Source organism: Mesorhizobium sp. M0563 (assembly GCF_040321065.1).
Classification (GTDB): domain Bacteria; phylum Pseudomonadota; class Alphaproteobacteria; order Rhizobiales; family Rhizobiaceae; genus Mesorhizobium.
Window position 1 is genome coordinate 31,393 of the sequence record NZ_JAMYQV010000014.1, and the last position, 24,903, is coordinate 56,295.

28 protein-coding genes and 1 tRNA gene are annotated in these 24,903 nt (G+C 63.6%); 11 read left to right on the top strand and 18 right to left on the bottom strand.

What is annotated here, in order from left to right:
- Positions 1 to 91 precede the first annotated feature (91 nt).
- The 4 genes from NKI50_RS18395 to NKI50_RS18410 are packed head-to-tail and all read right to left on the bottom strand — an operon-like array spanning position 92 to position 2,498.
- Positions 92 to 517, bottom strand: a complete 426-nt coding sequence (locus NKI50_RS18395; protein WP_352483544.1) for a DUF1178 family protein — start codon at positions 515 to 517, stop codon at positions 92 to 94.
- Positions 514 to 1,380 carry a carbon-nitrogen hydrolase family protein gene (locus NKI50_RS18400; protein WP_352483543.1) on the bottom strand — a complete coding sequence of 289 codons (867 nt, stop codon included), beginning with the start codon at positions 1,378 to 1,380 and terminating at the stop codon, positions 514 to 516. Before NKI50_RS18400 ends, NKI50_RS18395 begins: the two co-directional genes overlap by 4 nt.
- Before the next feature lie 10 nt (positions 1,381 to 1,390).
- Positions 1,391 to 1,660, bottom strand: a complete 270-nt coding sequence (gene grxC, locus NKI50_RS18405; protein ID WP_023721036.1) for a glutaredoxin 3 — start codon at positions 1,658 to 1,660, stop codon at positions 1,391 to 1,393.
- Between the two features lie 37 nt (positions 1,661 to 1,697).
- Positions 1,698 to 2,498 carry a ComF family protein gene (locus NKI50_RS18410; RefSeq protein ID WP_352641405.1) on the bottom strand — a complete coding sequence of 267 codons (801 nt, stop codon included), beginning with the start codon at positions 2,496 to 2,498 and terminating at the stop codon, positions 1,698 to 1,700.
- Between the two features lie 54 nt (positions 2,499 to 2,552).
- Between NKI50_RS18410 and NKI50_RS18415 the strand changes: the two genes are divergently transcribed.
- A complete protein-coding gene (locus NKI50_RS18415; RefSeq protein WP_352641404.1) occupies positions 2,553 to 3,425 on the top strand; it encodes a methyltransferase domain-containing protein in 873 nt (290 codons plus the stop codon).
- Positions 3,426 to 3,476: 51 nt separating this feature from the next.
- On the opposite strand, the gene NKI50_RS18420 is transcribed toward NKI50_RS18415, so the two are convergent.
- From NKI50_RS18420 to argJ, 5 genes are all read right to left on the bottom strand, one after another.
- Positions 3,477 to 3,656, bottom strand: coding sequence for a Flp family type IVb pilin (locus NKI50_RS18420; protein ID WP_023721039.1), 180 nt, complete (start codon positions 3,654 to 3,656; stop codon positions 3,477 to 3,479).
- Between the two features lie 206 nt (positions 3,657 to 3,862).
- Positions 3,863 to 4,168 carry a hypothetical protein gene (locus NKI50_RS18425; RefSeq protein ID WP_023721040.1) on the bottom strand — a complete coding sequence of 102 codons (306 nt, stop codon included), beginning with the start codon at positions 4,166 to 4,168 and terminating at the stop codon, positions 3,863 to 3,865.
- Positions 4,169 to 4,295: 127 nt separating this feature from the next.
- Positions 4,296 to 4,718: a (deoxy)nucleoside triphosphate pyrophosphohydrolase gene (locus tag NKI50_RS18430; protein WP_352641402.1), complete on the bottom strand. Its 423-nt coding sequence runs from the start codon at positions 4,716 to 4,718 to the stop codon at positions 4,296 to 4,298.
- Positions 4,715 to 5,494, bottom strand: coding sequence for a GNAT family N-acetyltransferase (locus tag NKI50_RS18435; RefSeq protein ID WP_352641400.1), 780 nt, complete (start codon positions 5,492 to 5,494; stop codon positions 4,715 to 4,717). Before NKI50_RS18435 ends, NKI50_RS18430 begins: the two co-directional genes overlap by 4 nt.
- Positions 5,494 to 6,735 (bottom strand): bifunctional glutamate N-acetyltransferase/amino-acid acetyltransferase ArgJ, encoded by a 1,242-nt coding sequence (gene argJ, locus NKI50_RS18440; protein ID WP_352717275.1) that lies wholly within the window; start codon positions 6,733 to 6,735, stop codon positions 5,494 to 5,496. Before argJ ends, NKI50_RS18435 begins: the two co-directional genes overlap by 1 nt.
- Positions 6,736 to 6,916: 181 nt before the next feature.
- Between argJ and NKI50_RS18445 the strand changes: the two genes are divergently transcribed.
- Entirely contained in the window at positions 6,917 to 8,143 is a 1,227-nt protein-coding gene (locus NKI50_RS18445; protein WP_352717277.1) for a caspase family protein, read from the top strand.
- A gap of 3 nt (positions 8,144 to 8,146) precedes the next feature.
- On the opposite strand, the gene NKI50_RS18450 is transcribed toward NKI50_RS18445, so the two are convergent.
- A complete protein-coding gene (locus NKI50_RS18450) occupies positions 8,147 to 8,383 on the bottom strand; it encodes a putative antibiotic biosynthesis monooxygenase (RefSeq protein WP_352483537.1) in 237 nt (78 codons plus the stop codon).
- 111 nt (positions 8,384 to 8,494) lie between these two features.
- Here NKI50_RS18450 and NKI50_RS18455 point away from each other — a divergent pair, with 111 nt between their 5' ends.
- Positions 8,495 to 9,151, top strand: a complete 657-nt coding sequence (locus NKI50_RS18455; protein ID WP_352483567.1) for a TetR/AcrR family transcriptional regulator — start codon at positions 8,495 to 8,497, stop codon at positions 9,149 to 9,151.
- 43 nt (positions 9,152 to 9,194) lie between these two features.
- On the opposite strand, the gene NKI50_RS18460 is transcribed toward NKI50_RS18455, so the two are convergent.
- Entirely contained in the window at positions 9,195 to 10,112 is a 918-nt protein-coding gene (locus tag NKI50_RS18460; RefSeq protein ID WP_023721047.1) for a peptidylprolyl isomerase, read from the bottom strand.
- A gap of 253 nt (positions 10,113 to 10,365) precedes the next feature.
- Between NKI50_RS18460 and secA the strand changes: the two genes are divergently transcribed.
- Positions 10,366 to 13,098 (top strand): preprotein translocase subunit SecA, encoded by a 2,733-nt coding sequence (secA, locus tag NKI50_RS18465; RefSeq protein ID WP_023721048.1) that lies wholly within the window; start codon positions 10,366 to 10,368, stop codon positions 13,096 to 13,098.
- Positions 13,099 to 13,378: 280 nt separating this feature from the next.
- Here the strand turns inward: secA and NKI50_RS18470 are convergent, their stop codons facing one another.
- From NKI50_RS18470 to NKI50_RS18480, 3 genes are all read right to left on the bottom strand, one after another.
- Complete coding sequence (locus NKI50_RS18470) at positions 13,379 to 14,329, bottom strand: 2-hydroxyacid dehydrogenase (RefSeq protein ID WP_156948167.1); 951 nt, start codon at positions 14,327 to 14,329, stop codon at positions 13,379 to 13,381.
- A gap of 24 nt (positions 14,330 to 14,353) precedes the next feature.
- Positions 14,354 to 14,674, bottom strand: coding sequence for a hypothetical protein (locus NKI50_RS18475; protein WP_352641414.1), 321 nt, complete (start codon positions 14,672 to 14,674; stop codon positions 14,354 to 14,356).
- 96 nt (positions 14,675 to 14,770) lie between these two features.
- Positions 14,771 to 14,968, bottom strand: coding sequence for a hypothetical protein (locus NKI50_RS18480; RefSeq protein ID WP_023721050.1), 198 nt, complete (start codon positions 14,966 to 14,968; stop codon positions 14,771 to 14,773).
- Between the two features lie 258 nt (positions 14,969 to 15,226).
- Here NKI50_RS18480 and NKI50_RS18485 point away from each other — a divergent pair, with 258 nt between their 5' ends.
- The 3 genes from NKI50_RS18485 to NKI50_RS18495 all read left to right on the top strand — a co-directional run bounded on the left by NKI50_RS18485 (position 15,227) and on the right by NKI50_RS18495 (position 18,730).
- Positions 15,227 to 16,627, top strand: a complete 1,401-nt coding sequence (locus tag NKI50_RS18485) for a lipopolysaccharide biosynthesis protein (RefSeq protein ID WP_352641410.1) — start codon at positions 15,227 to 15,229, stop codon at positions 16,625 to 16,627.
- On the top strand, positions 16,627 to 17,907 hold the full coding sequence (locus NKI50_RS18490; RefSeq protein ID WP_352641392.1) for a GNAT family N-acetyltransferase: 1,281 nt from the start codon (positions 16,627 to 16,629) through the stop codon (positions 17,905 to 17,907). Before NKI50_RS18485 ends, NKI50_RS18490 begins: the two co-directional genes overlap by 1 nt.
- Before the next feature lie 214 nt (positions 17,908 to 18,121).
- Positions 18,122 to 18,730 carry a hypothetical protein gene (locus tag NKI50_RS18495; protein WP_023721053.1) on the top strand — a complete coding sequence of 203 codons (609 nt, stop codon included), beginning with the start codon at positions 18,122 to 18,124 and terminating at the stop codon, positions 18,728 to 18,730.
- Between the two features lie 221 nt (positions 18,731 to 18,951).
- On the opposite strand, the gene NKI50_RS18500 is transcribed toward NKI50_RS18495, so the two are convergent.
- Positions 18,952 to 19,689: an SDR family NAD(P)-dependent oxidoreductase gene (locus NKI50_RS18500; RefSeq protein WP_352483536.1), complete on the bottom strand. Its 738-nt coding sequence runs from the start codon at positions 19,687 to 19,689 to the stop codon at positions 18,952 to 18,954.
- Between the two features lie 154 nt (positions 19,690 to 19,843).
- Positions 19,844 to 20,659, bottom strand: coding sequence for an antibiotic biosynthesis monooxygenase (locus NKI50_RS18505; protein WP_352483535.1), 816 nt, complete (start codon positions 20,657 to 20,659; stop codon positions 19,844 to 19,846).
- A 147-nt stretch (positions 20,660 to 20,806) separates the two neighbouring features.
- Here NKI50_RS18505 and NKI50_RS18510 point away from each other — a divergent pair, with 147 nt between their 5' ends.
- The 4 genes from NKI50_RS18510 to NKI50_RS18525 all read left to right on the top strand — a co-directional run bounded on the left by NKI50_RS18510 (position 20,807) and on the right by NKI50_RS18525 (position 23,109).
- Complete coding sequence (locus NKI50_RS18510) at positions 20,807 to 21,238, top strand: winged helix-turn-helix transcriptional regulator (RefSeq protein WP_023721056.1); 432 nt, start codon at positions 20,807 to 20,809, stop codon at positions 21,236 to 21,238.
- A gap of 136 nt (positions 21,239 to 21,374) precedes the next feature.
- Positions 21,375 to 21,974 carry a hypothetical protein gene (locus tag NKI50_RS18515; RefSeq protein WP_031194561.1) on the top strand — a complete coding sequence of 200 codons (600 nt, stop codon included), beginning with the start codon at positions 21,375 to 21,377 and terminating at the stop codon, positions 21,972 to 21,974.
- Positions 21,971 to 22,564 (top strand): hypothetical protein, encoded by a 594-nt coding sequence (locus NKI50_RS18520; RefSeq protein WP_352641388.1) that lies wholly within the window; start codon positions 21,971 to 21,973, stop codon positions 22,562 to 22,564. The genes NKI50_RS18515 and NKI50_RS18520 overlap by 4 nt, the downstream gene beginning before the upstream one ends.
- Complete coding sequence (locus NKI50_RS18525; protein WP_023721059.1) at positions 22,564 to 23,109, top strand: hypothetical protein; 546 nt, start codon at positions 22,564 to 22,566, stop codon at positions 23,107 to 23,109. The genes NKI50_RS18520 and NKI50_RS18525 overlap by 1 nt, the downstream gene beginning before the upstream one ends.
- On the opposite strand, the gene NKI50_RS18530 is transcribed toward NKI50_RS18525, so the two are convergent.
- Together NKI50_RS18530 and NKI50_RS18535 are read right to left on the bottom strand one after the other, a co-directional pair.
- On the bottom strand, positions 23,102 to 24,361 hold the full coding sequence (locus tag NKI50_RS18530) for a hypothetical protein (protein WP_352483533.1): 1,260 nt from the start codon (positions 24,359 to 24,361) through the stop codon (positions 23,102 to 23,104). The genes NKI50_RS18525 and NKI50_RS18530 overlap by 8 nt on opposite strands.
- Before the next feature lie 299 nt (positions 24,362 to 24,660).
- Positions 24,661 to 24,745: transfer RNA gene (locus tag NKI50_RS18535), tRNA-Leu, on the bottom strand.
- Positions 24,746 to 24,903 lie beyond the last annotated feature (158 nt).

The window sequence follows — 24,903 nt, forward strand, 5'->3', positions numbered from 1 at the left end:
CGGTCGGCTGTCGCTGGCGACGGCGCCGACCTTCACGGTCATGGCGCGGCCTGGCGGAGATGCCTCGTTATGTCCCGGGCAAGTTGACGGATCAGTTGCGGTCGTCCGGGAAGCTGGGAATAGGCAAGAACTCGACGCCGTCGTCGGCGAGGCTCTTGGCCTCCTCCAGCGTCGCCTCGCCATAGATGCCGCGCGGATCGCTCTCGCCGAAATGGATTTTGCGCGCTTCCTCGGCAAACTTGTCGCCGACATAATCGGCGTTCTCGCGCACCTTCTCGGCCATGGCCTTCAATTGCGCCAGCGCCTGCTTCTGGGCCTCGCCCATGGCGAGCGCGATCTTTTCCTGGTTGCGCCCGGTCGAGACCGCGGGCGCCATCAGCGCCTTGTCGACCTTACGCGAGCCGCAGGCCGGACAATCGACGAAACCGCGCTTCTTCTGTGTGTCGAAATCGTCGTTGCTGCGGAACCATGCCTCGAATTCGTGCTCGTGCTCGCAGGTCAGGGAAAAGCGGATCAAGAGGCGGCACCCCTGAGCGGCAGCGCGTCCACCGGACCGGCGTTGACGGCAAAATCGCGTGCGTTCTTGAGGTTCGGTATCTTCTTGCGCGCTGCGACCGACTGCGCCGGGTCGATTTCGGCGACGATCACCGCCGGCTCGTCATGCGCTGCTTCGGCGATGATGCGGCCCCAGGGATCGACGATCAGCGAATGGCCATAGGTTTCGCGACCGTCTTCGTGCACTCCGCCTTGCGCGGCGGCGACGACATAGGCGCCGTTCTCGATGGCGCGCGCCCTGAGCAGCACATGCCAATGCGCTTCGCCGGTCTGGCGGGTGAAGGCGGCGGGCACCGCAAGCAGATCGGCGCCGGCCAGCGCCTCGGCGCGGAACAGCTGCGGGAAGCGCAGATCGTAGCAGACGGCAAAGCCCAGCTTCGCGCCATCGATTTCGGTGACGACAGCCTCCGTGCCCGGCTCATAAGCGGCGGATTCGCGCCAGCTCTCGCCATTGTCGAGATCGACGTCGAACATGTGGATCTTGTCATAGGTGGCAATCGTGGCGCCGTCAGGCCCGAACAGAAGTGCGCGGTTGGCGAGCTTGCCGTCGGCGCGCAGAATGGCGGTCGAGCCGATATGCAGGAAGATGCCGAGTTCGTTGGCCAGCTTCCGCGACGTCGAGACGATGATGTCTTTGTCTTCGGAGGTGAACGAAGCGGCCCGGGCTTGGCTGTCGCGGATCAGCGCGCCGGTCATTTCCGGGGTCTGGATGTAGCTCGCGCCCAGGCCTGCCGCCTCGCGCACCAGCCGTTCCAGATCGACCGCATTGCGCTCCGGGCTGGTTCCCGAACGCATCTGGATCGCCGCCGCCTTGAAACCAGTCATCGTCATGTCCTTACCTGGCCGAGCCGTTGGCGAGCAATCTGTCCAGCCGTCCTTCCGCCTCCAATTCGTGGAGATCGTCGGAGCCGCCGACATGCGTGTCGCCGATGAATATCTGCGGAAAGGTGGAACGGCCGTGAGCCCGGGAAATCATCTCCTGGCGCAGCTCCGGCGAGAAGGAGGCGTCGTGCTCGGTGTAGGCGACACCCTTCCTGTCGAGCAGCCGCTTGGCCGCAGTGCAATAGCCGCACATCATCCGCGTGTAGATCGTCACATCGACCATCGGTCAGCAACCCTGCCTCGTTCCGCTGTCATATAGGCTATATAGGCGCCGATTCGTCGGCCCGAAAGTCCCCCGGCAGCACGCGCGCGAAGGTCAGTACGTCGACTGCGCCGGCACCGCCCTTTTTTAACGCCCTGGCGACCGCACGGACCGTGGCGCCGGTGGTGTAGACATCGTCGATCAACAGCACCCGGCGGCCGGCGATTTCGATCTCCGCTTCATCAGGCACTGTGAATGCGGCGCGCACATTTTCCTCGCGTTCCCGCCGCTCCATCCCGACCTGCTGGCGCGTGAGTTTGACGCGCTTGACGGCTGATGGCGCGAAGGGCCGATCGCCGAGCTGCGCCACCGCCCGCGCCAGTTCCGCCGACTGGTTGAACTGCCGCCTGAAGAAGCGCCGCCAGTGCAGCGGCACCGGCACGACCACGTCGGCCTCGGCGATCAGCTCGGCACCGGCGCGAAGCATCCAGCGCGCCATCCACGGCGCCAGATCGGTGCGGTCCTGATATTTCAGCCCTTGCACCATCTGGCGGGCCACGCCGGAATAGGCAACCGCCGCCCGCGCGCGCTCGAATGGCGGCGGGTCGGCTATCGCCTCCGCCGACAGGAACCCCTCACCCATATTGTGGGTGAACGGCGTGCCCATCACCGGGCACCATGGCCGTTCCAGCAGCCTGAGTTTCGGCCAGCAGGCGCCGCACAACACGCCGGGTTGCGAGACATGGCGGCGGCAGCCGGCGCAGACCGGCGGGAACAACAGGCGCGCCGGCCAGCCCAATGCCTTGCGGGCAATGCTCTTGATCGCAATACGCTTGATCTCTGGCATGGGATCGGCCACGTGGTTGGTCCTCCGCAGCACTATATCAGAGAGCGAAGCACAAGGACCTGCCCATTGCAGCCCGTAATCGACACCTCGCTCTGGCTGGCGCGCAAGCGCCGGGCACTGGCCCGCCCTATCGCCGGGGCGGATTTCCTCATGCGGCGGGCGGCCGAGGATCTTGCCGACCGGCTCGGCGCCGTCGAACGCAAGTTCGGCAAGGCGGCCTCATTGTTTTGCCAGACGCCGGCAGCAGCAGAGGTGCTCGCAGAAAGCGGCAAGGTAGCGGAAAACGTGCGCGTCGAGGCCGACGCCGCTTTCCTCGACGGCCGGCCAGGAGTGGTGGCGCCGTTGGAAACCGTGCCATTCGGGCCGGAAAGCCTCGATCTCGCTGTCTCGCTGCTGTCGCTGCAGGCGATGAACGACATTCCCGGCATGCTGGTGCAGATCCGCCGGGCGCTAAAGCCGGACGGGCTTTTCCTCGGCGCCTTCGCCGGCATAGGCACGCTCTCCGAACTGCGCGAAAGCCTGCTTGCCGCCGAGACCGAGCTCTACGGCGGCGCCAGCCCGCGTGTGATCCCGTTCACCGATGTCCGCGACGCCGGCGTGCTGCTGCAGCGCGCCGGCTTGGCGCTGCCGGTTGCCGACGTCGAGACGATTACGGTGCGCTACGATTCCCTCTTTGGCCTGGTCGCCGACCTGCGCGCAATGGGCGAGACCAGCGCGCTTGTCGACCGCAGCAGACGGCCGGGCACCCGAGCGCTGTTCGCGCGCGCCGCCGAAATCTATGCGGAGCGGTTTTCGGACGCCGATGGCCGCGTCAGGGCGAGTTTCTCCGTGGTCTGGATGTCAGGCTGGGCGCCCGATGCCTCTCAGCAAAAACCGCTGAAGCCGGGCTCCGCAAAAATATCGCTGAAGACGATCCTGGAAAACCCCGGCGGCCCCTGAGCATATCCCTGCGCAAAAGCTAAGCGTAGCCCTGCGCAACAGCCGAGCGAATCACTGCGCAAATGCGTTGGCAAGCCTGCTGCTGTTGTCGCTGAACAGCCACTCGATCGCACCGGCAGCCTGGCCGATGCCTGTGACAATGGCAAGCGACAGCACGGCCACGATCAAACCATATTCGATAGCCGTCGCACCCCTCTCGTCTTCTAAAAATCGTTGCAGCAAGATTTTCATGGGCGCCCATCCCTCTTGCCGGAACCTAGCGCCGACCCGTTAAGAAAGGTTAACGTGACAGGCTTAACGCGCGGTGAAACAGCTGCATTCCAATGCATGTCGCGCAAAAGTGTGCAGCGGTTTTGCGATAACGACATGCATCGAAACATAAGCGCGTCGCATGAGGCCGGTCGAACGCGACGCGCTTCAGATATCTGTTGAGGACGTCAGCAGTCACCGCTGCTTCTGCCATCGGCCCGAATGACGCAAACCGAACTGGGCAGCGGCTGCAGCACGCTCTTGCGCAGCGTATAGCTGTCGCGCTGGCCGATCGAGCCGGTGCTCATTGTATCAAGGCCGTCGCGGGCAAACTGCGATCGGGTCCGGCTGTCGAGGTAGGGTGTCGCGATCAAGGCCAGAGCCACCGCGGCCGAGCCGAACAAAAGGGCGATGCGCAATATTCCCATGCCAGCATTGGCGGCGCCAGGAAGGCGATCGGGCCAAGGCAAGTCCCAGTCCTTGTCGAAGCTCATGCAAATCGCTCCCCAGCGGTGGAATCGGCGTAACCGCTTTGCGTCAATTTTTCACGGCCAGATAAATCTTTCATTAACGCTGCTGATATCGCTTCGCGGAGCTGCCCGGTTTACGGGAGATCGGCCGTTACAGCAGATCGATGAGGAACTGGATCAGCGGGGCATCGGCCGCCGGCATTGGAAAATCGCGCATCTGGCGCGGCCGCACCCATTTCAGCACCTGCCGTTCCTTCGGCTGGGCAATGCCGCGGAAGCGACGGCAGACGAACAGCGGCATCAGCAGGTGAAAATCATCGTAGGAATGGCTGGCAAAGGTGAGTGGTGCCAGGCAAGGGATATCGGTCTCGATGCCGATCTCCTCATACAGTTCGCGGATCAGGCATTGTTCCGGCGTTTCGCCGGGCTCGACCTTGCCGCCCGGAAACTCCCATAGGCCGGCGAGTTGCTTGCCTTCGGGCCGCTGCGCCAAAAGCACGCGCCCGTCGGCATCGACTAGCGCGCAGGCCGCAACCAGGAGCAGGCGCTTGCCGACCGTGTCTGAGCCGCTCATGCGCCTTGTGGCCGGCGATAGTGATAGCGATAGACTTCGTCGAATCCGAGCGAACGGTAAAGCGCCAGCGCCGGCGCGTTGTCCGCCTCGACTTGCAGCCAGGCTTCCCGCGCCCCGCGCAGTCGCGCCCATTTCAGCGCCGATCGGATGAGGTGGCGGCCATGGCCCTGGTTGCGCACCGATCTGTCGGTGGCGATCTCGAACAGCCCGGCAAGGTCGCCGTCATGCACGCAGATCAACGTTGCCAGCGGCTCGCTGCCGTTCTCCAGCGCAAACAGCCCGGCCTCCGGCTGGATGGCGCCAATGATCTCCGACAGGCCGGGCCGCAGCGACACATCCGAGCCGCTCACCTTGAGCGCCGCGCCGATGAAACGGCTGATGTCCTTCAACGGAATCTGGTCCATGGCGTCGTCGAGCATAGCGTCCGCCAGCGGCAGCCGCATGACCAGCGACTCCGCGAATGTGCTCCAGCCCTCGCTGTCGAGGTACTTTGAGAGATCCGGCCCCGACAGCGGCGAGATGCGAAAGGTCAGCGGCCTGCCATAGGCGTCGAAGCGACGGCTGGCGCGGCCGATGCGCTCGGCAATGTGCTGGATGTCGCCCGGATCGAGCGGATTGACCGAATTCAGCCGCTTGGCCGGGTGGCCGGCCGTCAGCCGCACCACCCAGGTGCCATCATAATGGACGGCGGCCGCCGGCCAGGCGCGAAAGCCCGCCGCCTCGTAGCGGCGCACGATCGCCAACACGCTTGCCGGATGTCTGGAAGCCAATGTCATCAGCTCCGATAATCGCCATTGATGGCGACATATTCCTTGGTGAGATCGCAGGTCCACACCGTCGCCTTGCCGCGGCCGATGCCGATATCGGCGCGGATGCGGATCTCGTCGCGCTTCATATACGCCGAAGTCGCCGCTTCGGAATAGGCGGCGTCGCGCTCGCCCTGATATGCCAGGCGGTTGTCGCCGAACCAGATCGACAGAAGGTCGCGGTCGGCCGGTTCACCGGCCTTGCCGACGGCCATGACGACACGGCCCCAATTGGCGTCCTCGCCGGCGACTGCCGTCTTGACCAGCGGCGAATTGGCGATCGACAGCGCGATGCGCTTGGCCGAGCGGGCCGATTTGGCCCCGGTGACGGTGACCTCGACCTGCTTGCGGGCGCCCTCGCCGTCGCGCACCACCTGCAGCGCCAGCGATTTCAATACCTTGCCGAGGGCACGGCGGAACGCGCTGAGGCGCGCATCCTTGGGGTCGGAAATCGCCGGCGCGCCACGCCTGGCGGCAGCAGCTGTGGCGAACATCAGCAGCGTGTCGCTGGTCGAGGTGTCGCTGTCGACGGTGACCGCGTTGAAGGTCTTGGCCGTGCCGCGCGACAAGAGATCCTGCAGCACCGGTGCTGCGATCGGCGCATCGGTGGCGATGAAGGAAAGCATCGTCGCCATGTCGGGCGCGATCATCCCCGCGCCCTTGGCGATGCCGTTGATGGTGACGTCGGCATTGCCGAGCTTGACCGTCGCGGTCGCCAGTTTGGGATAGGTGTCGGTGGTCATGATTGCCTTGGCGGCTTCGGTCCATAATTCCGGCTTGCCGTCCTTGATCAGCCCGGCCAGCAGGTGGCTGAACTTACCAGTATCGAGCGGTTCGCCGATGACGCCGGTCGAGGCCAGGAACACCTCGCCTGGCGTGCAGCCGGCCGCCTTCGCCGCCGTCTCGCCCGTGAGTGCCGTCGAGGCGCGGCCCTTCTGGCCGGTAAAGGCATTGGCATTGCCGGAATTGACGACCAGAACGCGCGCCTTGCCCGCCGTGAGGTTCTGCCGGCAGAAGTCGACCGGCGCCGACGGGCATTTCGACCTGGTAAACACGCCCGCGACGGTGGTTCCGGCGTCGAACACCATGGCCAGCAGGTCGGTGCGGTTCTTGTATTTTATGCCGGCCTCGGCGGTGGCGATGCGCACGCCCTCGATGGCCGGCATCTTGGCATATTTCTTCGGCGCGAGCGGCGAAACCTGTGCGGACATAGAAGACCCCGGGGCGGGAAAATCGCGAAAGGAACGCCGGTTTGCCCGATAGCGCGCGTCGGCGCAAGCCGTTTTCACAGCCGTTACGGGTGCCGGACGCCTGACACTGCCTCATGCCGCAAGCAGGGCTGTTGCAAATTTGTTGGCATCGCTGCGGCCGATAGCGCTATGATCCTGCCCTATGGGCAGGCTTGTGGTCTTGGCACTGGCGTTTCTGGGCTTTCTGCTGCTGCGCGCGGATGCGCAGACGGCGCGGCGCGTGGCGCTTGTGGTCGGCAACGGCAGCTACGCCAAAGCCGGCACGCTGGCCAATCCCGTCAACGATGCGCTCGACATTGCCGACAAGCTGCGCGCCATCGGTTTCGAAGTGATCGAAGGCAACGATCTCGGGAAGCGCGAGCTCGAACGCAAGATCGGCGAATTCTCCGATGCGCTGCAAGGCGCCGGTGCCGGGCTGTTCTACTATGCCGGCCATGGCCTGCAGGTCGACGGGCGCAACTTCATCGTGCCGGTCGACGCCAGGCTGGACATGCCGGTCAAGCTGCAGCTCGAGGCGGTGCCGATCGACGAGGTCCTCGACATCATGGAGCAGCAGACCAAGGTCAGCCTGGTCTTCCTCGATGCCTGCCGCAACAACCCGTTTGCCCGAAGCCTCAGCCGCAGCGCCACGACGCGCTCGGCGACGGCTCTCGCCGGCCTCGCCCAGTTCGAGTCGACACGCGGCTCGTTCATCGCCTTCTCGACGGCGCCCGGCGCCGTCGCAATGGACGGGACGGAGCGCAACTCGCCCTTCGCCGCCGCACTTTTGCGGCATATGGCGGAACCCGGACAAAGCATCAACGACATGATGATCGCGGTGCGCCGCGATGTCGTTTCCGCAACACGCGAGGCGCAGCGTCCCTGGGAGCAGGGATCGCTGCTCGAGCGTTTCGAATTCGTGCCGGGCGGAGACAGTGCCCAGCAACCGAAACCGGCCGTCACCCCGGCGCCCGCGTTTGAGGTCGCAGCGCTCGAACGCTCCGTCGGCGACAAGGGCGCCATCGAGCAGTTTCTGCGCCACGACTATCTGGCGCCTGATGCCAAGGCGATGCGCGAGACCGTCAAGCGGCTTTACGGTGCATCGGCCACCATCTACGGCACGCGCTACGACAGCGAGGCCATCGTCAAGGTCAAGACCGACTGGTTCGCGCAATGGGCATCGTGGTCGTTCGGTCTTGAGCCCGGCAGCCTTGAGGTGACGCCGCACGGCAAGGACCGCGCCGATGCGGTTTTCGCCATGACCTACGATTATGTGCCGAAGGACCACTCGGCGCAGCGGCTGACCGGCAAGGCACGGGTCATGCTGGAACTCGTGCTGGCCGACGGCGAGTGGCGCGTTGCGTCGGAAACGTCGCAGGCGCTGGAATGAACATCACCGGACCGCTGGGTTAATGAACCCGCGAAACGCCCGCTGCACGCCCGGAATCAGTCCCCAGATCATGATCGAGACCATCAGCGGCGCGATGACCAGTGTACGCTGCCAGATTTGCCACTCCTTGGTCAGCGGAAAAACCATGTACAAAATGGCAGTGATCAGCGGGTAGACGCCGAGCAGCACCAGCAGGGCGAAGCGCAAGCGCGAAAAACGCGTGGCGACAGTCGAGGTCATTGCTGTTCTCCTTATCGTTACGGAACGTTCCGTTACATATGAAACGGATCGTTTCGTTTCGTCAAGGGGCTGTGTATGATGGCTGCTGAGATCATCGGCAAGGAAGACGAGATGGGCGAAACCACCGATCCCGGGCGCAAATCAGCCGGCGCACGGCGCAGCCCCGAAAGCGCCGATGCCATTCTCGATGCCGCCGAAGCGGTACTGGTCGAAGCCGGCTATTCCGGCTTCTCCATCGAGGCGGTGGCGCGGCGGGCGCGCGCCGGAAAACCGACGATCTATCGCTGGTGGCCAAGCAAGGCCGCTCTGCTGCTCGACGTCTACCAGCGGCAAAAGCGTGTCGACAATCCCGACACCGGGAACCTTGAGCAGGACCTCGTCGGCTTCCTGAAGAGCTTGTTTGCGCACTGGCGCGACACATCGTCGGGCAGCGTGTTCAGATCGCTGATTGCCGAGGCGCAGTCGGACGAAAAAGCGGCCGCCGCCCTTGCCGAATACGCGAGAGGCCGTCGTGTCCACACCGGCCAGATGGTCGAACGCGCCAAGGCAAGGGGAGAGGTGGCAGCCGATGTCGATGCCACTGTCGTCGCCGACCTGATCGCCTCGTACGCCTGGACGCATCTTCTGACGAACCGCCTCGACGAGGACGAAGCGACGCTGCACAGGGCGGTCGGCTATGTCTTGAAAGGCATCGTCGCTGGCGATGCCGGCGATGCCACGGCGGTCCGGCGGCGGCGTCGACGCATCATCGTTCGCCCTACCAAATAGAAGCGACAGGGCGGCAGCGCGCCCTGTCGTAGCTCAATCTGGCCTATTTCGCGCTTTCCAGTGCGTCGACCGTCTTCTTCAGGTTGGCATCGGGGATGTCGACCTTGGCGTTGGCGCGCAGCGACTTGACCAGCGCGAAATACTTGTCGCGGATGACCGCCTGGCGGGCCTGGTCCTTGACCTCGTCGAAGGCCGGCGGCTGCTTGGTGCGCTTGTCCTCGACCTTGATGACGTGCCAGCCGAACTGCGACTGTACCGGCTGCTCGGTGTATTTGCCGACCGCCAGCGCAAACGCCGCCTTGTCGAATTCCGGCACCATCTGGCCAGGCCCGAACCAGCCGAGATCGCCGCCGCTGGTCTTGCCGCTCGGATCGCTGGTGTGCTCGTTGGCAAGCTTCTGGAAATCGGCACCGCCGTCGAGCTGCTTGATGATGGCGTCCGCCTCTTCCTTCGTCTTCACGAGGATGTGACGGGCGTGCACCTCGTTGGTGGGCGGCGTGTTGGCGATTTCCTGGTCGTAGCGGGCGCGGACCTCGGCATCGGTAACTTTGTTGACGACGCCCTTCTCGACCATTTCGCCATGCAGCGCGCGCTGCTGCAGGAATGCCATGCGGCGCTGGAAGTCGGGATCCTTGTCGAGGCCGGTGGTCACCGCCTGGGCCGCCATCACGCGGATTTCGATCGCCGCCGACAGCGCCGCGGCGCGGCGCTGCTCGGGCGGAAGCTGCGCGAACTGCTGCGACAGCTCGCCCTCGGCAAGCCCAAGGTCTGCCTCGGTCAGCGTCTGGCCGTTGATGGTGGCGACCACGGCGTTCGGATCGACCGGCTTGGCCGCCGGGGCGGGTGCCGCCGGCTGGGCAGGGGCGGCTTCCTGCGCCATCAACGGCGACAGCGAGAGGGCCGACAGCCCGAATGCCAGACCAAGGCTGGCGAGCGACGCGCGGCGGAACAATACAGACATTACGATTATCTCCAAAGCGGGGTAGCTAGAGCGGAATGGCTTCCAGACCAGCAGGATTGTGGCGGAATTTGGCGCGGTCGACAGGGCGAGCGCGGCGTTGACATCGAATGAGCCCCCTCTTATCTGTCCAACGACTTTGCGTCCAGAACCGTTTTCCGGGCGCTTTTTGCGTTTGTCCGCGTTCACGCGGATTTGATGGGGGCCGGCCGGCGCCCGTCGCAATGACTTGGAATGCTATCGAAAGGGCCATTGGATGGTCAGTCTCGGCGGTCTCGCCCGTAAAGTTTTCGGCTCCTCCAACGATCGTCGGGTCAAATCGACCCGGCCGCGCGTCGAGGCGATCAATGCCATGGAAAACGAGATGCGGGCGCTTTCCGACGCCGAGCTTCAGGCCCGCACCGACAAATTCCGCCAGGACATCGCCAACGGCGCCAGCCTCGACGACCTTCTGGTGCCGGCCTTCGCTACCGTGCGCGAGGCCGCCCGCCGCGTGCTCGGCATGCGGCCGTTCGACGTGCAGCTGATCGGCGGCATGGTGCTGCACAATGGCGGCATCGCCGAGATGCGCACCGGCGAAGGCAAGACGCTGGTGGCGACGCTGCCGGTCTACCTTAACGCGCTCGCCGGCAATGGCGTCCATGTCGTCACCGTCAACGATTACCTGGCCACGCGCGACTCCGAATGGATGGGCCGCGTCTACAAATTCCTCGGCCTCAAGGTCGGCGTCATCGTCCACGGCCTGTCCGACGAGGAGCGCCGCGTCGCCTACGCCGCCGACGTCACCTACGCCACAAACAACGAGCTCGGCTTCGACTATCTGCGCGACAACATGAAATACGAGCGCGCCCAGATGGTGCAGCGCGGTCACAGCTACGCCATCGTCGACGAAGTCGATTCCATCCTGGTCGACGAAGCCCGCACGCCGCTGATCATTTCCGGTCCGCTCGAGGACCGTTCGGAAATGTACAACACCATCGACACCTTCATCATCCAGCTGCAGCCGCAGGACTACGAGATCGACGAGAAGCAGAAGACCTCGATCTTCACCGAAGAAGGCACCGAGAAGCTGGAGAACATGCTGCGCGATGCCGGCCTGCTCAAGGGCGAGTCGCTCTACGACGTCGAGAATGTCGCCATCGTCCATCACGTCAACAACGCGCTGAAGGCGCACCGGCTGTTCCAGAGGGACAAGGACTATATTGTCCGCAACGGCGAGATCGTCATCATCGACGAGTTCACCGGCCGCATGATGCCCGGCCGCCGCTATTCGGAAGGCCTGCACCAGGCGCTCGAGGCCAAGGAGCATGTGGCGATCCAGCCGGAGAACCAGACGCTCGCCTCGGTCACCTTTCAGAACTATTTCCGCCTCTACAAGAAGCTGGCCGGCATGACCGGCACGGCGCTGACCGAGGCCGAGGAATTCGCCAACATCTACAATCTCGACGTCACCGAGATCCCGACCAACCTGCCGGTCATCCGCATTGACGAGGACGACGAGGTCTACCGGACGGTAGAGGAGAAATACAAGGCGATCGTCAAGGAGATCAAGGAAGCCCGCGCCAAGGGCCAGCCGACGCTGGTCGGCACGACTTCCATCGAGAAGTCGGAGCAACTGGCTGAACGCCTGCGCAAGGAAGGTTTCAAGGATTTCGAGGTGCTGAACGCCCGCCACCACGAGCGCGAGGCGGCGATCGTCGCCCAGGCGGGCAAACCGGGCGCCATCACCATCGCCACCAACATGGCCGGCCGCGGCACCGACATCCAGCTCGGCGGCAATGCCGACATGCGCATTGCCGAGGAGCTTGGCGACATGCCGGCCGGCCCCGAGCGCGAGGCCAGGGAAAAGGACATCCGCGACGACATCGCCCGGCTGAAGGAAAAGGCACTCGCCGCCGGCGGTCTTTATGTGCTCGCCACCGAACGCCATGAATCGCGCCGCATCGACAACCAGTTGCGCGGCCGCTCGGGCCGCCAAGGCGATCCCGGCCGCTCGAAATTCTTCCTGTCGCTGCAGGACGACCTGATGCGCATCTTCGGCTCCGAGCGCATGGACGGCATGCTGCAGAAACTCGGCCTCAAGGAAGACGAGGCAATCATCCATCCGTGGATCAACAAGGCGCTGGAAAAGGCGCAGAAGAAGGTCGAGGCGCGCAACTTCGACATCCGCAAGAACCTGTTGAAATATGACGACGTCTCGAACGACCAGCGCAAGGTGGTGTTCGAGCAGCGCATCGAGCTGATGGACGGCGAAGGCTTGTCCGAGACCATCACCGAGATGCGCGAAGGCGTCATCGAGGAGATCGTCGCCAAGAACATTCCCGAAAACGCCTATGCCGAGCAGTGGAACGTCGCCGGGCTCAAGGCCGAGATCGCCGAATTCCTCAATCTCGATCTGCCGGTCGAGGACTGGGTCAAAGAAGAAGGCATTGCCGAGGACGACATCCGCGAGCGCGTCAGCCAGGCTGCCGAAGCCGCCGCCAAGGAGCGCGCCGAGCGCTTCGGCCCCGACGTGATGACCTATGTCGAGCGCTCCGTGGTGCTGCAGACGCTCGACCATCTGTGGCGCGAGCACATCGTCAATCTCGACCATCTGCGCTCGGTCGTCGGCTTCCGCGGCTATGCCCAGCGCGATCCGCTGCAGGAGTACAAGGGCGAGGCGTTCGAGCTGTTCCAGGCGATGCTGGGCAATCTGCGCCAGGCCGTCACCGCGCAATTGATGCGCGTCGAGCTGGTCCGCCAGGCGGCGGACGCGCCGCCGCCCGAGGCCCCTGACATGTTCGGCAGCCATATCGACGGCAGCACCGGCGAAGACGATTTCGACGGCGGCGAGACGGCCGTGCTGGTCCGCCAGGAAAGCAACGCCATCGTCGCCCCCGAAGACCGCGACCCGAAGAACCCGGCAACCTGGGGCAAGGTCGGCCGCAACGAGGCCTGCCCGTGCGGGTCGGGCAAGAAGTACAAGCACTGTCATGGGGCGTTTGCGTAAGGCTGCGCTTTCCTTCTCCCCGTGATGGGGAGAAGGTGCCCTAAGGCGGGGCGGCACGGACGTCTGCGACTAGCCAATCTCCCCACCTGAGGGGGAGATGGCCGGCAGGCCAGAGGGGGGCGGTGTCCCGCCGACACCAAAATACGCATTTCGAATTTTCTGTATCTCGACCGGCGGTGGTGTTTGAGTTTGAAATCTAATAGCCGGGTGACGCACGCGCTGATGTCCGCGCTTCATGAAGATCGGAACCTGCTAAAGTGGGTAAAGACACTACTTTGATTCAATAACCCCGTTCGAGGTCGATCTTGTTGGACAGAGGCTCTCCTCTGGCGACTTGACCGCAGAGATCGGCGGCCTGGTCGATTCCAGAATCCACCCAGAAGCTCGCGACATGAGGTGTGACGGTCACCTTGGGATGAGTCCACAACGGCGATGAAGCCTCCAGCGGTTCACGCTCAAACACGTCAAGACAAGCACCAGAAAGCTGACCTTCGTCGAGAGCGCGGATCAGGTCGGCTTCGTTGACATGCGCGCCCCTGCCGACATTCACAAGGTAGGCACCTCGCTTCATTTTTCCAAAGGCACTCAAGTTCAGTATCCCACGAGTCTCACCAGTCAGGGGAAGTGAACAGATAACGTAGTCCCGACTTGTGAGTGCGCCCGCAAGCTGGGCACGGCCAAAGTAACTGTGTATGCCAGGAAGCGTCTTTTGATGACGAGACCAGACTGCTGTGTCGTAGCCAAAGTCCGCAAACAGCTTTGCGGCCCAGCCACCGATCCGGCCCGCACCAAGCACAACTATTCTTGTCTCGGAGATCTTCCGCGGCGCGATCGGATTCCACAACTTGCGGGCTTGTAGACTCATGTAATCCGCAACATGCCGTTGCTGGCAGAGAACGCGAAGGACGATGTACTGCACCACTTCCGAAGCCTGCTCACGCGTTGCGAGCCTGATGAGCGGAACACTCTTGGGAAAGCTCTGAAGATCAATACCCTCGACACCGGCTCCCAAATAGACGACGGCGCTTAGCCCCGTCATGGCATCAAAAAAGCCAGGACTGGCGCCCTTGTCGATCAGCACAATATCTATGTCACTTTTGTTCCCGGCGTCTGGCCAAAGCCTGAACTCCAGCTGCGGCACACGGGTTTTCAGCTCAGCAGCCCACACTTGTGCATCAATGTAGTCAGGATACTCATTGACCATCAGAACGGTAATGGGCTCGCCTAACACTTCGCCCCTCCCAGATTCAGGTAATCAGGCATCCACCGGATTACCGTTCTGTTGAGACTGAGGTTTGCGCAAACTGGCACCAGTTGCAAGATCAGACTCCGGCACAAGGGCGCGTTGGTGATCCGCCAAAGCCGTGATGTCTGCCCGCTGCTGGCCGAGGATGTCGATTTCGCTTTCTTCAAGGCATAGTTCTCCCCTTGTTTTGCTGAAACGCATGACAACCGGGCCGGTCACGCCGGTGATGGATGGGGCGATGGCCGGAGTTCCGCGATCAGCCGCAGGATGTCGGTGAAGAGTTGCCTCGGGATAGCGACCTCCGCATCTGGAAGGCGACATAACGCCCATGGCTGATAACCTCGGCAACGATCTTGATGAGCTTCTTTGTGAGCTGGTAAGTGGTGCCAGAACATCCTTCCTGGCCTTTAGGTCCGGTTGGCATTCTTAGTTCTCCGCATGGCTAAAGACGACAGCGCCGTTGTCCTTACGAACTTCAACGGACACGATTCCATCGTCACCCTTTCGGGTTTGGAACATGGAGGTTGCATGATCTTTCGCGGTCTTCTCGTCGTCGAAGATCACCTTGTCGACGATGCCCTGCCTTCCATACCAAATGACAGTGTAGACCATTGTTGCTGCCATGCGTTCCGCTAAGCATATAGGCGTTTTCGCATATGGGGCAAACGAGATAGGCGTTTCCGCGTATTTCAAACTGAGACACTAAAGAGCAGGGTGAAGGGTTGCGCGAATGATGAATATGAAGCAGCGCGCCGCCCCTCATCCGCCTGCCGGCACCTTCTCCCCGTGAACGGGGCGAAGGAACACCCACCCAACCGTTTCTTAATGTGTTTTCGCTACACGCATAGCCAGAAAAGAAGCGGAAAACGGAGTGTGATCGGGGTGCGCTTTTCCGCGGCGACGACAGCCGGGCGGTTCCTGCCGCAGCGCTTTGCGCTGCGCATAAGGCCGCTGCTTGGCCTGATCGATGCCGTGCTGTTCAGCGCCGGCGAGCGCGGCGAAGCCGGCCGCATGTCGCTGATCGCCTTTTCGGTCCGCATCGTCAGCGCCGTCATCGCCTTCGTCAGCCAGGTCTTGATGGCGCGCTGGATGGGCTCGTTCGAATACGGCATTTTCGTCCTCGTCTGGGTAACGATGGTCATCGTCGGCAACCTCGCCTGCCTTGGCTTCCACACCTCGGTCATCCGCTTCATTCCCGAATATCGCGAGCGCGGCATGCTGGCCGAATTGCGCGGCATCGTGCAGGCCAGCCGGCTGTTCGTGCTGGTTGCCTCCACGGCGATCGCCGGGCTCGGCGCGCTCGGCGTCTGGCTGCTGTCGCCCTTTATCGAAGACTATTATGTCGTGCCGTTCATCCTCGGCATCATCTGCCTGCCGATGATCGCCATGTCCGATCTTCTGCAAGGGCTGGCGCGCGCCAATTCCTGGGCGCTGTTTGCGCTGTCGCCGACCTTTCTGGTGCGGCCGCTGCTGATCCTGGCGTTCATCGCGCTGATGCTGCTGGTCGGCTACGCGCCGGATGCCAAAACGGCGATCTTCGCCGCGATCGCCGCCACCTATGCCACCACGCTCGGTCAGCTCATCGGCGTCACTTCACGCATGGACAGAAGGATCCCGGCCGGGCCGATGAAGCTGCATTTCGGCCAGTGGTTCATCGTCTCGCTGCCGATCTTCCTGGTCGAGAGCTTCTTCTTCCTGCTCACCAATGCCGACGTGCTGATGGTCGGCGCCTATCTCGATCCCAACGACGTCGCCGTCTATTTCGCCACCGTCAAGACGCTGGCGCTGGTGCATTTCGTCTATTTCGCGGTCAAGGCCGGTGTCGCCCAGCGCTATGCGCAGTTCACTCATGGCGAGCCGCAAAAGCTCGCCGCCTTTGCCCGCGAGACGGTGTCGTGGACGTTCTGGCCGTCGCTGGCGATGGCGCTGCTGGTGCTGACGCTGGGCGAGCCGATGCTGACCCTGTTCGGCCCGGAATTTGCCGCCGGCTATCCGCTGCTGTTCCTTTTGGTGTTCGGCGTCGTCGCTCGGGCCGCCGTCGGCCCTTGCGAAAGCCTGCTCACCATGAGCGGCAACCAGAATATCTGCGCCGCCGTCTACGCCATGACCCTGGCCTTCAACATCGCCCTCAACGTCGTGCTGATCCCGCTCTTCGGCCTGTGGGGCGCGGCGATGGCCACCGCCTTCGCCATGATCTTCGAGGCCGGCGCGCTGTCCTTCACGGTCTGGCGCAAGCTCGGCATCGTCATGGTGATTTTCGTGCCCGCCAAAGGAGCCGCCTGATGGCTGCCGTCCCCTTGCTCGAGGAAACCAGCGGCGGCCCGGCCGGTGCCATGGTGTCCGGCCTTGCCGGGCTTGCCCGCGAAGCTGATCCCGCCCATATCGAGATCCTCGCCAACAACCGGCCCGAGCGCAAGCTTGCCATCTATCCGGCCTCCGCCGGCTTCGACCTGGTCGAGGAGCTCGACTATCTCTGCACCCGCACGATCGAGCCGAACGTCTTCTTCAATCCGCGCTTCCTGGCTCCGGCCATGCCCAGGCTCGAGGACCGCGAGGTGCGGCTGGCGGTCATCCGCGACGGCGACCAGTATCGCAACCGGCTGCGCCTGCTGGTGCCGTTTTCGGTCGAGCGGCCGATGGTGCCGCTCGGGGTTCCCGTCATGCGCACCTGGTCGAGCCCGTTCGGCCCGATCGGCACGCCGCTGGTCGACCGCGACGATCCGATCGGCGTCATCGAGGATTTCTTCTCGATGCTGTCCAGGCCGCATCTCAAGCTGCCGAAGGTCTTCGTGCTGCCCGACATAAGGCTGGATGGCCCGGTGGCCAGCCTGCTCGCCAGCGTCGCCGAGACGCGCGGCCTGACGCTGGTCACCACCGGCAAGGCCGACCGCCCGGTGCTCGAAAGCGAGCTCGACGGCGAGGCGTATCTGAAGGCTTCGCTGCGCGCCCACCATTATCGCGAGTTTCGCCGCCTGAAGCGCCGCCTCGCCGACCTCGGCCGGCTGGAGCATGTCGTGGCGCGCGGGCCCGACGAGATCCGCCACGCCATCGAAAATTTCCTGACATTGGAGGCCGCCGGCTGGAAAGGCCGCGAGCGCACCGCCATGGCCATCGACCGCTACCGCGCCGCCTTCGCCCGCGAGGCGGTGCACCGGCTGGCCGAGCAGGATCTTTGCCGCATCCATTCGCTGACGCTCGACGGCCGCACCATCGCCTGCCTGGTCGTCTTCGTCGAGGCCGGCGTCGCCTATACCTGGAAGACCGCCTATGACGAGACGCTCGCCGCCTATTCGCCGGGCACGCTGCTGATGATCGAGGTGACCAGGCAGCATCTCGACGACCCCAACATCATGATGACCGATTCCTGCGCGGTGCCCGACCACCCCGTGATGAGCCGGCTGTGGAGCGAACGCAAGCCGATGGGCACGCTGGTGATCGGGCTGACGCCGGACGCCGACCGCCCCGCCCGCCAGGCGGCCTCGCAGCTTCACCTCTACCGCGAGACCCGCAACATGGCGCGCCTGCTGCGCAACCGGATGAGAAGCCTGCTGCGGCGACGGTAGCGCATCGGGTCCAAAGGGGGACCCGGCCCGGCCGACCGTCTCCGCACCATCGACCTGCTCCGGCCTAGGTCGTCAGGGTTAATTCTCCCGATCAGCGGAAAGGATTAGCATCGACGCAGTCCCAACAGGGATGAGGCGATCAATTACGGCCGCGCGTCCAGCATCACTGCCGCCTCGGTCCTGCACGGCCAGAAGAAAAATCTGGGAGGAATGCATGACGAAAACAACTCACCTCAGGCGTCTCGGTATCCTCACATTGGCAGGTCTCGTCGGCGCGTGTCTGAACGCCGCCGCTCCTCGGGCCGCCGAACCCGACAAGGCCGAGATCGATGCCCTGCGTAAATCGCTGTCCAGGTATGAAGACTACAAGGTTGCCATTCGCGAGCTTTATCTGTCGACGGTTGGATGCGTCTTCTACAGCGGCGAAAAGGTAGAGGGAGCGATGGACTACCCGAAGGGCGCGATGGGCATCCATTTCGTCAACGTCACGACTGTCGGCCCGACCGCGGATCCGACGCGCCCCAATGTGCTGATCTATGAGCCGGTCGGCGGCGAATTGCGCCTGGTCGGTGTGGAATGGCTCGTGCCCTTGACGCCGGACACCAAGGAGCCGCCGAAGCTCTTCGGCCAGACATTCATGGGGCCTATGGAGGGGCATTATCCGCTCATCCCGAAGGAGTTCCACCACTACGACCTTCACGCCTGGCTGTTCAAGGAGAACCCGCTCGGAATGTTCAGCCCGACGAACCCGGACGTGAAATGCGACAATTATGCGTTTCCGATGCCGGAGCAGCCGACCAAGATGGTGCCGGGGCCGATGTGATAGCGGCTCGGGCTGCGATCCGCAGCTTGCCAGGAAGGGCTGCCGGATCTCAGACGTTATCCCAGAGGACGCTCCTGGGATAACGCCCAAGTAACCTCTCGAGGTTTCCCGGAAGAAAATGGTGCCCTCAGCCCGGATCGAACCGGCGACGCATCGGCAGCCTAGGGCAATTTCGCCATAGCGCATTCGCTGCGGGGCCGTTGGGCTCGCAGCGCGGTCGCCTATGACTTGGCGGGCATGGCTTGGACGAAAGCCGCCATCTGGCGTTCGAGCGCCTTGAACGCGCTGCCGCGCCAGCTCTCGGCCATGGACGCCGATTTTGGATCGGGGAAAATTTCCTCCTCCCCTCGCGCCATGCCGTCCAGGATACCTTTCGCGACGCTCTCCGCAGAGCTCTTCGGGATGTCGGCGTCTCTGCTCATGTCGGTGTCTATGGGACCGGACAGGACCGCATGAACGCTCACGCCACGAGCGCCGGCGAGAGCACGGAGCGATTGCGTCATGGAGAACGCGGCGGCCTTCGACAGCGAGTAGGACGGAATAATCGGGAAGGGAACGAGGGCCGCTTCCGACAGGATGTTGACCACGGCGCCGCGCGAACTCGTGAGCAGCGGCAGGAATGCGTCGGTTACGCCGTGCACGCCGAGCAGGTTGACGGCGAGGTGTCGCTCGAGCGCAGCACGATCGCCGAGGTCGTCGTAGAGCCCGATGCCAGCATTGTTGATGAGGATATCGAGAGACCCGACCCTTTCGACAGCCGCCTCAATCTGCGCCGTATCGGTCACGTCCAGGATCAGCGGCGTGACACGCCGATCCGCGTGGGCGAGCGGTTTGCGCGCGCCGGCATAGACGCGCTTGGCACCCCGCCTCAATATTTCCTCGACCAGCGCCTTGCCGAGGCCGCGGTTGGCCCCGGTTACCAGAACGGCCTTGTCTGTGACTTCCATCGATTTTGGCACGGCGATCTCTCCTCCTACTTGCATGAATGCAAGCCATTCGTTCTTGCATCATGCAAGTAGGTTATAATTTTCTGTTCCATGCTTGGATGCCGTCCCCCATTGCATTGCTCCAGGGCAGCCGGCACCGGCACCGTCGCCGGGCGAACCCTTGCAATCAGGACCCGACTTCCAATGTCGTGTAGGAGATCGGCGAAGGCCGCTCCAGGAAGGCGCCGGTTATGGCCGAAACGAAATTCTTCGCGTCCGCCGAGCCCAGAAAAGCGTCGCGCTCCTGCTTCGATGCCCAGCGCTCGACGCAGATGGTAACGTTCGGCTCTGCCTCCGAGCGAAAGACGCTGTAGTCGATGCATCCGCTTTGCTTGCGGGCCGCGCCGGCTACGTCCCGCAGGGCATCCCGCACCTTGCTCTCGATGCCGGGCTTCGCCGCTGCCGTCGTCATGACGATCATCTCGGCGCCATCGCTCGCTGTCTTGCGCTCGAGGCCGATGTTCTCGTTTTGCGGCACGACCGTTGGATTGGCGTTCTCTTCGCCCTTGTTGGGCTGCCCCTTGCCCGTCGAAATCAGGTCGCGAAGACTCGCGACATAGAAGCGCCAGGAGTCATGGCAGACGTCGTAGCATTCTTCACTCGGCTTCAGCCCGACATGGGTGAAGCGCAGCTCGGTACCCTTGTCGGTCGGCGCGATCTCGAAGACCACGTCCGTGCCGGTCCACTCGGTCGCATCCTTGACGAAGTTGAAGTAGTTCTGGACGACGTGCCAGACGACCTTCTTGCCGGGCACAAGCTCCGTAACCTTGAAGGTACCGCGGTGGATATCCTTGAAGTGATAGTAGAATATCGCACCGGGCTTGTTGGTATCGCCGTCGATGTCTTCGGACCACCAGGCGCGCGGATTGACAACCGCCGCAAAAACCTCTTCCGGGCTTTGCTCAACGACAAATAACGTCGTGTAATCTTCATCCTTTTTCATGACATATCTCCTGTCTGGATCCGACGGTTGATGGGCACCCAAGTCTCGGGCGATGAAGTGAGCGACGCTCTCTCGAGCTCCATCGCTTGCACCATGCAAGCACAATGCATACTTGCATGATGCAAGTCAACAGGGTATGTTCACGCCATGCTTGGTCGTCTTTATGAAAAACAGAACTGCTCGGCCTCACGCGCCCTGGAGCTGGTCGGCGAGCGCTGGAGCCTGTTGATCCTGCGCGACGCGATGTTCGGCGGCTACACGCGCTTTTCGCAATTCCAGAAGAGCCTGGGGATTGCCACCAACATCCTGGCCAAGCGCCTCGAGGATTTCGTCGAGGCCGGCCTGATGGACCGTCGTCCGGGTGCCGCCGGCGAGCAGGCCGAATACGTCCTGACCCGAAAGGGGCTGGAATTCAAAACGGTCATCATCGCGCTGACCGAGTGGGGCGACAAATGGGTGCGGCCCGGACCCATCTTCTACTGCGACCAATCCGACGGCAGGCCCGTCGAGGTGCAATTGCGCCGCGCCGACAATGGCAAGCGGGCCGATTTCGCCGACGTCGTGGCGGCCCTCCGCTAGGCACGGCGGCGGGTCCGGCCCGCAGCACGATCCGAGACGAAGCTGTTTCGAATTGTGCCATAAATGTTACCGCATAGCTCACCTCTCCAGGTTGCATCTGTGGCTCGGGTCTGGTGGATAGTCCGCGGGAGGAAACATGTCCGTCGGACAGCGATCGACTTTGCGGCAGCGTCTTTTTGCGTTTCTCGTCGCCGGCCTTGGTGGCCTCGCGGCGGCCGCCGCGTCATTCGCAATGACGGTGTATGAAGCATCCAACTCGCGGCCAACTCCAACGGTCGCAGCCGGCGAGCCCATCGACACCGGGCGCTGGGTTATTACGTTTCGCGGTGCCCGAACCGGCTCGGTTCCGCCGACGGGAACCGAGCCGTCCCAGCCGAAGACCTTTTTGATGGTCGAATTCGACCTCGACAACCGCTCGGCGGCGACCAGCAACGCCTTCGCGTCCATGTTTGACATCGACCCGCCGATCACGGACGTGCAGGCGCCGGCCTTCTATCTTGCACGCGACAAATGGATCGCAAGCGGCGTCCATCCCGGCATACCGGAACACATGATCGCCGCCTGGGAGTGGCCGAAGGCGCAGCCGCTGCCGCAGGATCTGCGTCTCGTGGTGGGCAGCCAGATCTACAAGCGGCGTGACAATCTCTACGGCGGCTCGGGCTGGTTCGATCGCGATCCGGTCGCGATCGTGGCATTGCCGGTAAAGACCGAAATGGTCGTCGGGCCGGGGCAATGAGAACAGGTCTCAAGGAAACCGGCGCAATCATCTTCGCGGCGGCGGCCCTCTACGCAATGCAGCGGACTACCCCGCTCTACAGCAACATCACCTCGCCCGTCTCGATTGCTGGCGAGCAGGGTAAGCGCACCGACGCACGCGCCTTCGCGCTGGCCGTCGGCGACGTGCATCTCGCGCGTACCGTAAGGATCGAGCGCTTTGGCCAGACCCGGACCTACACCACTTCCGGGGTCTGGGTCCTGGTCGAGGCCGCCGCCGAAGCAAAACGCGAGAGCCTGACCCTGACCTCCGCCGAATGGCTCGGCCCGAGCGGGTTGCGCTATTCTCTCAGCCAGCGCATTTCCACCATGCCGGCAATGCTGCCGGCAGAGCGGCTGGAGCCGGGACTGCCAAAGCCCGTGCTCATGGCTTTCGAAGTCCCGGAAAACGAACTTGCGGGCGGAACCGTGCTGGTCGCGCCATCGGCATTCACACCGCTGGGTGAAGAGGTCCGGGTGGCAATCACCGAACTTGCGGTGGGCGACATCCCTGGCGCCGTGACGATCCGCCGGAGCGATGGCCCGATGCCTTGGACGCTGGAGACCGAGTGATGGCGGAGGCCATTTCCCGTGCCGAGAGACGCCGCTACTGGCTGAGCCTTGCTGGGCTGGGCTTCGCTCTGCCGGTTGCAGTGCTGGTGCATTCCTGGGAAAGCCTGGAGGCATGGCGATCCGGTAGCGACCGCGACCCGATCGCGGTCGACAGGGGTGAGTCGCAGCGCTACGCCGGGGCCGAATGGCGGCTGACAACGCTGTCGCGCCTGCCCGGCGGCTCGGCAGATGAAGCCGTCGTGCTGGCCGAATTCGAGGCGAGGATCGAGGATCCTGGTCTCCTTGCAGAAAGCCCCTGCGCCGTTGTGCTCACAGACGCCGAAGGCCGCCGCTGGCTGCCTGCCTTCCTGACCCGGCCCGTCGTGCGCAAGATGCAGCCCGAGGCAGCCGACAAGCCCCGCTGCGGCGGGCTGGCCTTCCAGGGCGCCGGCACGCACGGCACGGCGCGCATGGCCGAGACTTTCGTCATTCCGGCGACGGCAAGCGGCCTTGCGCTGTCGGTCACGCTGGCGAACGCCAGGCCGCGCCATCTGCTCTTCAGGTAGCGACCCTCAGCGGCTGCCGTTGCGCCGCCACCGCAAATTCAAGCACCGCCGCCAGCAGCGCGATCCTCAAGGCGTCGAGCACTATGCCGCCGTCAAGATCGCTCGGACTGCCGATGAACACGCTGGCGAAGCTGAAGACGACCTGCCATGTATCGAGGTCTGGCGCGCCGAGCGTCCGCGTCGCGCCAAACCACAGCCAGGCGCAAAGCCAGCCGATCAGCCGGTAGGCGACGACGAAGGTGAGCAGCGTCGCGAGTCCTGCGCCGAGCGTGAGCTTGAGACAGGCCCAAATCGGCGCATAGCGCGAGCGGTAGCCGCCGAGGAAATGCGTGATGAAGTCGCTCAACCATTTGCGCCAGGTGGACCCGCGCGACGGCGGCGGCGCGGCCGCTGCCGAAGCGGCCGTCAGCTCGTAGCCGTTGATGATCGCCGCCATGACCAGCCAGACCATTGGCAGAAGCGCATAGAAGAACAGGCTTTGCGCCTGTTCCAGGATGCCGGGCTGCCTGAACTCGACCGGCGTGAAGCCTTCGGCAGCGTGAGCGGCGATCGACAGGACAAGCGATCCTGCGCCCATGCTGAGTTCGCTGCGCAACGCACTAGCCCCGATCCAGGTGATGAACTCGTCCTTCCAGATATCGAGCGCATAGAGCCCGATAAAAATCCAGCTTGCATCCGCCGCCACGACGAGCAGCCGCCAGTAAGGCCTGCGCGCGCCTTTGTTCATGCGCTTCGCGAACCAGCGGACCAACCAGCAGCCGACAATCGACGCAATGAGGCCGCTGGAGCGCAGCAGGCCGAATATGTCGGCGCTTTCTCCCAGCGGAATGCGTTCGAGCGCCAGCCGCGAATATTCTCGCACACTGTCGCCGAGGAATCCCCATGCGGCGTAATAGGCGAAGAAGGGCAAGATGGCGGCCGCGGTCACCGCCAGCAAGTGGTCGGCGGGCTGGGACGTTTTCTCCTGTTTCGCACCGCTTGCCGACATTTGGCGAAGCGAGGCGAGTGCCGGCAGTCCCGGACGCAGGGCGACGAACATCGCCACGATGACCAGAAGCTTCGTCAGCACCACCAGCGAAAGCACAACCATCCCGCCGAGGGGATTGACGAGGCCCACCGTGACTGCCGCGTTGAGCAGGAGGTCGCGCGCTACATAGCCGATGGCGCCGAGAAGCAGCAGTTGCGGCCAGAAGCGGGCAATAAGACCCACGGTAAGGGAAAGAGGCCTGACAATATCGTCGGTCGTTGTCATGCCATGTGCATAGCCGAGCAAGACCGGCGCCTCAATCCACGGAATGTCCGGTTCGGCTATACCAGCTGACCGCGGAGTTGGCGGCGCATCCCTCGTGATGGCGGGGACCGCAGCACGCCCGATTGCGGTGGTGAGGAACGCCCAATTGCGCTTGGGTCTAGTCCGCGCACCGTTCAGCGGAAGCTTGGGCAGCTTGCGGCAACAGGCAAGACGCAACCATTCGATGCCGTCGAGGGCGTCGTGGACGATCCCACCGACGCCCTTGGGTTTAATAAGAAGTGGCGTGGGAATTTAAGAAATGGTGCCCCTAGCCGGGATCGAACCAGCACTCCTTGCGGAACTCGATTTTGAGTCGAGCGCGTCTACCAATTCCGCCATAGGGGCTCAGGCCGGGCGGCCTGGATGGGCGCGGACTATACGGTTGGAGGCCTGTTCGTCAACTGGCCAATTCCCGAGACCCTATCTAGCCCAAGCCCAGGCTTTCGATTTCGTCGATCGGAGGCTTCGGTCCATAGTGGGCATCTCAGCCCGTTTGAACCCTT

Excerpts from the sequence above, each read along its gene's own strand:
- NKI50_RS18475 (WP_352641414.1), bottom strand. The coding sequence starts at position 14,674 with ATGGGCGTTATGTCGCCTTCCAGATGCGGAGGTCGCTATCCCGAGGCA.
- NKI50_RS18430 (WP_352641402.1), bottom strand. The coding sequence starts at position 4,718 with ATGAGCGGCTCAGACACGGTCGGCAAGCGCCTGCTCCTGGTTGCGGCC.
- NKI50_RS18435 (WP_352641400.1), bottom strand. The coding sequence starts at position 5,494 with ATGACATTGGCTTCCAGACATCCGGCAAGCGTGTTGGCGATCGTGCGC.
- NKI50_RS18505 (WP_352483535.1), bottom strand. The coding sequence starts at position 20,659 with ATGAAAAAGGATGAAGATTACACGACGTTATTTGTCGTTGAGCAAAGC.
- NKI50_RS18520 (WP_352641388.1), top strand. The coding sequence starts at position 21,971 with ATGAGAACAGGTCTCAAGGAAACCGGCGCAATCATCTTCGCGGCGGCG.
- NKI50_RS18450 (WP_352483537.1), bottom strand. The coding sequence starts at position 8,383 with ATGACCTCGACTGTCGCCACGCGTTTTTCGCGCTTGCGCTTCGCCCTG.
- NKI50_RS18400 (WP_352483543.1), bottom strand. The coding sequence starts at position 1,380 with ATGACTGGTTTCAAGGCGGCGGCGATCCAGATGCGTTCGGGAACCAGC.
- grxC (WP_023721036.1), bottom strand. The coding sequence starts at position 1,660 with ATGGTCGATGTGACGATCTACACGCGGATGATGTGCGGCTATTGCACT.
- NKI50_RS18510 (WP_023721056.1), top strand. The coding sequence starts at position 20,807 with ATGCTTGGTCGTCTTTATGAAAAACAGAACTGCTCGGCCTCACGCGCC.
- NKI50_RS18530 (WP_352483533.1), bottom strand. The coding sequence starts at position 24,361 with ATGACAACGACCGACGATATTGTCAGGCCTCTTTCCCTTACCGTGGGT.
- NKI50_RS18445 (WP_352717277.1), top strand. The coding sequence starts at position 6,917 with ATGGGCAGGCTTGTGGTCTTGGCACTGGCGTTTCTGGGCTTTCTGCTG.
- NKI50_RS18495 (WP_023721053.1), top strand. The coding sequence starts at position 18,122 with ATGACGAAAACAACTCACCTCAGGCGTCTCGGTATCCTCACATTGGCA.
- NKI50_RS18480 (WP_023721050.1), bottom strand. The coding sequence starts at position 14,968 with ATGGCAGCAACAATGGTCTACACTGTCATTTGGTATGGAAGGCAGGGC.
- NKI50_RS18490 (WP_352641392.1), top strand. The coding sequence starts at position 16,627 with ATGGCTGCCGTCCCCTTGCTCGAGGAAACCAGCGGCGGCCCGGCCGGT.
- NKI50_RS18525 (WP_023721059.1), top strand. The coding sequence starts at position 22,564 with ATGGCGGAGGCCATTTCCCGTGCCGAGAGACGCCGCTACTGGCTGAGC.
- NKI50_RS18425 (WP_023721040.1), bottom strand. The coding sequence starts at position 4,168 with ATGAGCTTCGACAAGGACTGGGACTTGCCTTGGCCCGATCGCCTTCCT.
- NKI50_RS18420 (WP_023721039.1), bottom strand. The coding sequence starts at position 3,656 with ATGAAAATCTTGCTGCAACGATTTTTAGAAGACGAGAGGGGTGCGACG.
- secA (WP_023721048.1), top strand. The coding sequence starts at position 10,366 with ATGGTCAGTCTCGGCGGTCTCGCCCGTAAAGTTTTCGGCTCCTCCAAC.
- NKI50_RS18455 (WP_352483567.1), top strand. The coding sequence starts at position 8,495 with ATGGGCGAAACCACCGATCCCGGGCGCAAATCAGCCGGCGCACGGCGC.
- argJ (WP_352717275.1), bottom strand. The coding sequence starts at position 6,735 with ATGTCCGCACAGGTTTCGCCGCTCGCGCCGAAGAAATATGCCAAGATG.
- NKI50_RS18460 (WP_023721047.1), bottom strand. The coding sequence starts at position 10,112 with ATGTCTGTATTGTTCCGCCGCGCGTCGCTCGCCAGCCTTGGTCTGGCA.
- NKI50_RS18515 (WP_031194561.1), top strand. The coding sequence starts at position 21,375 with ATGTCCGTCGGACAGCGATCGACTTTGCGGCAGCGTCTTTTTGCGTTT.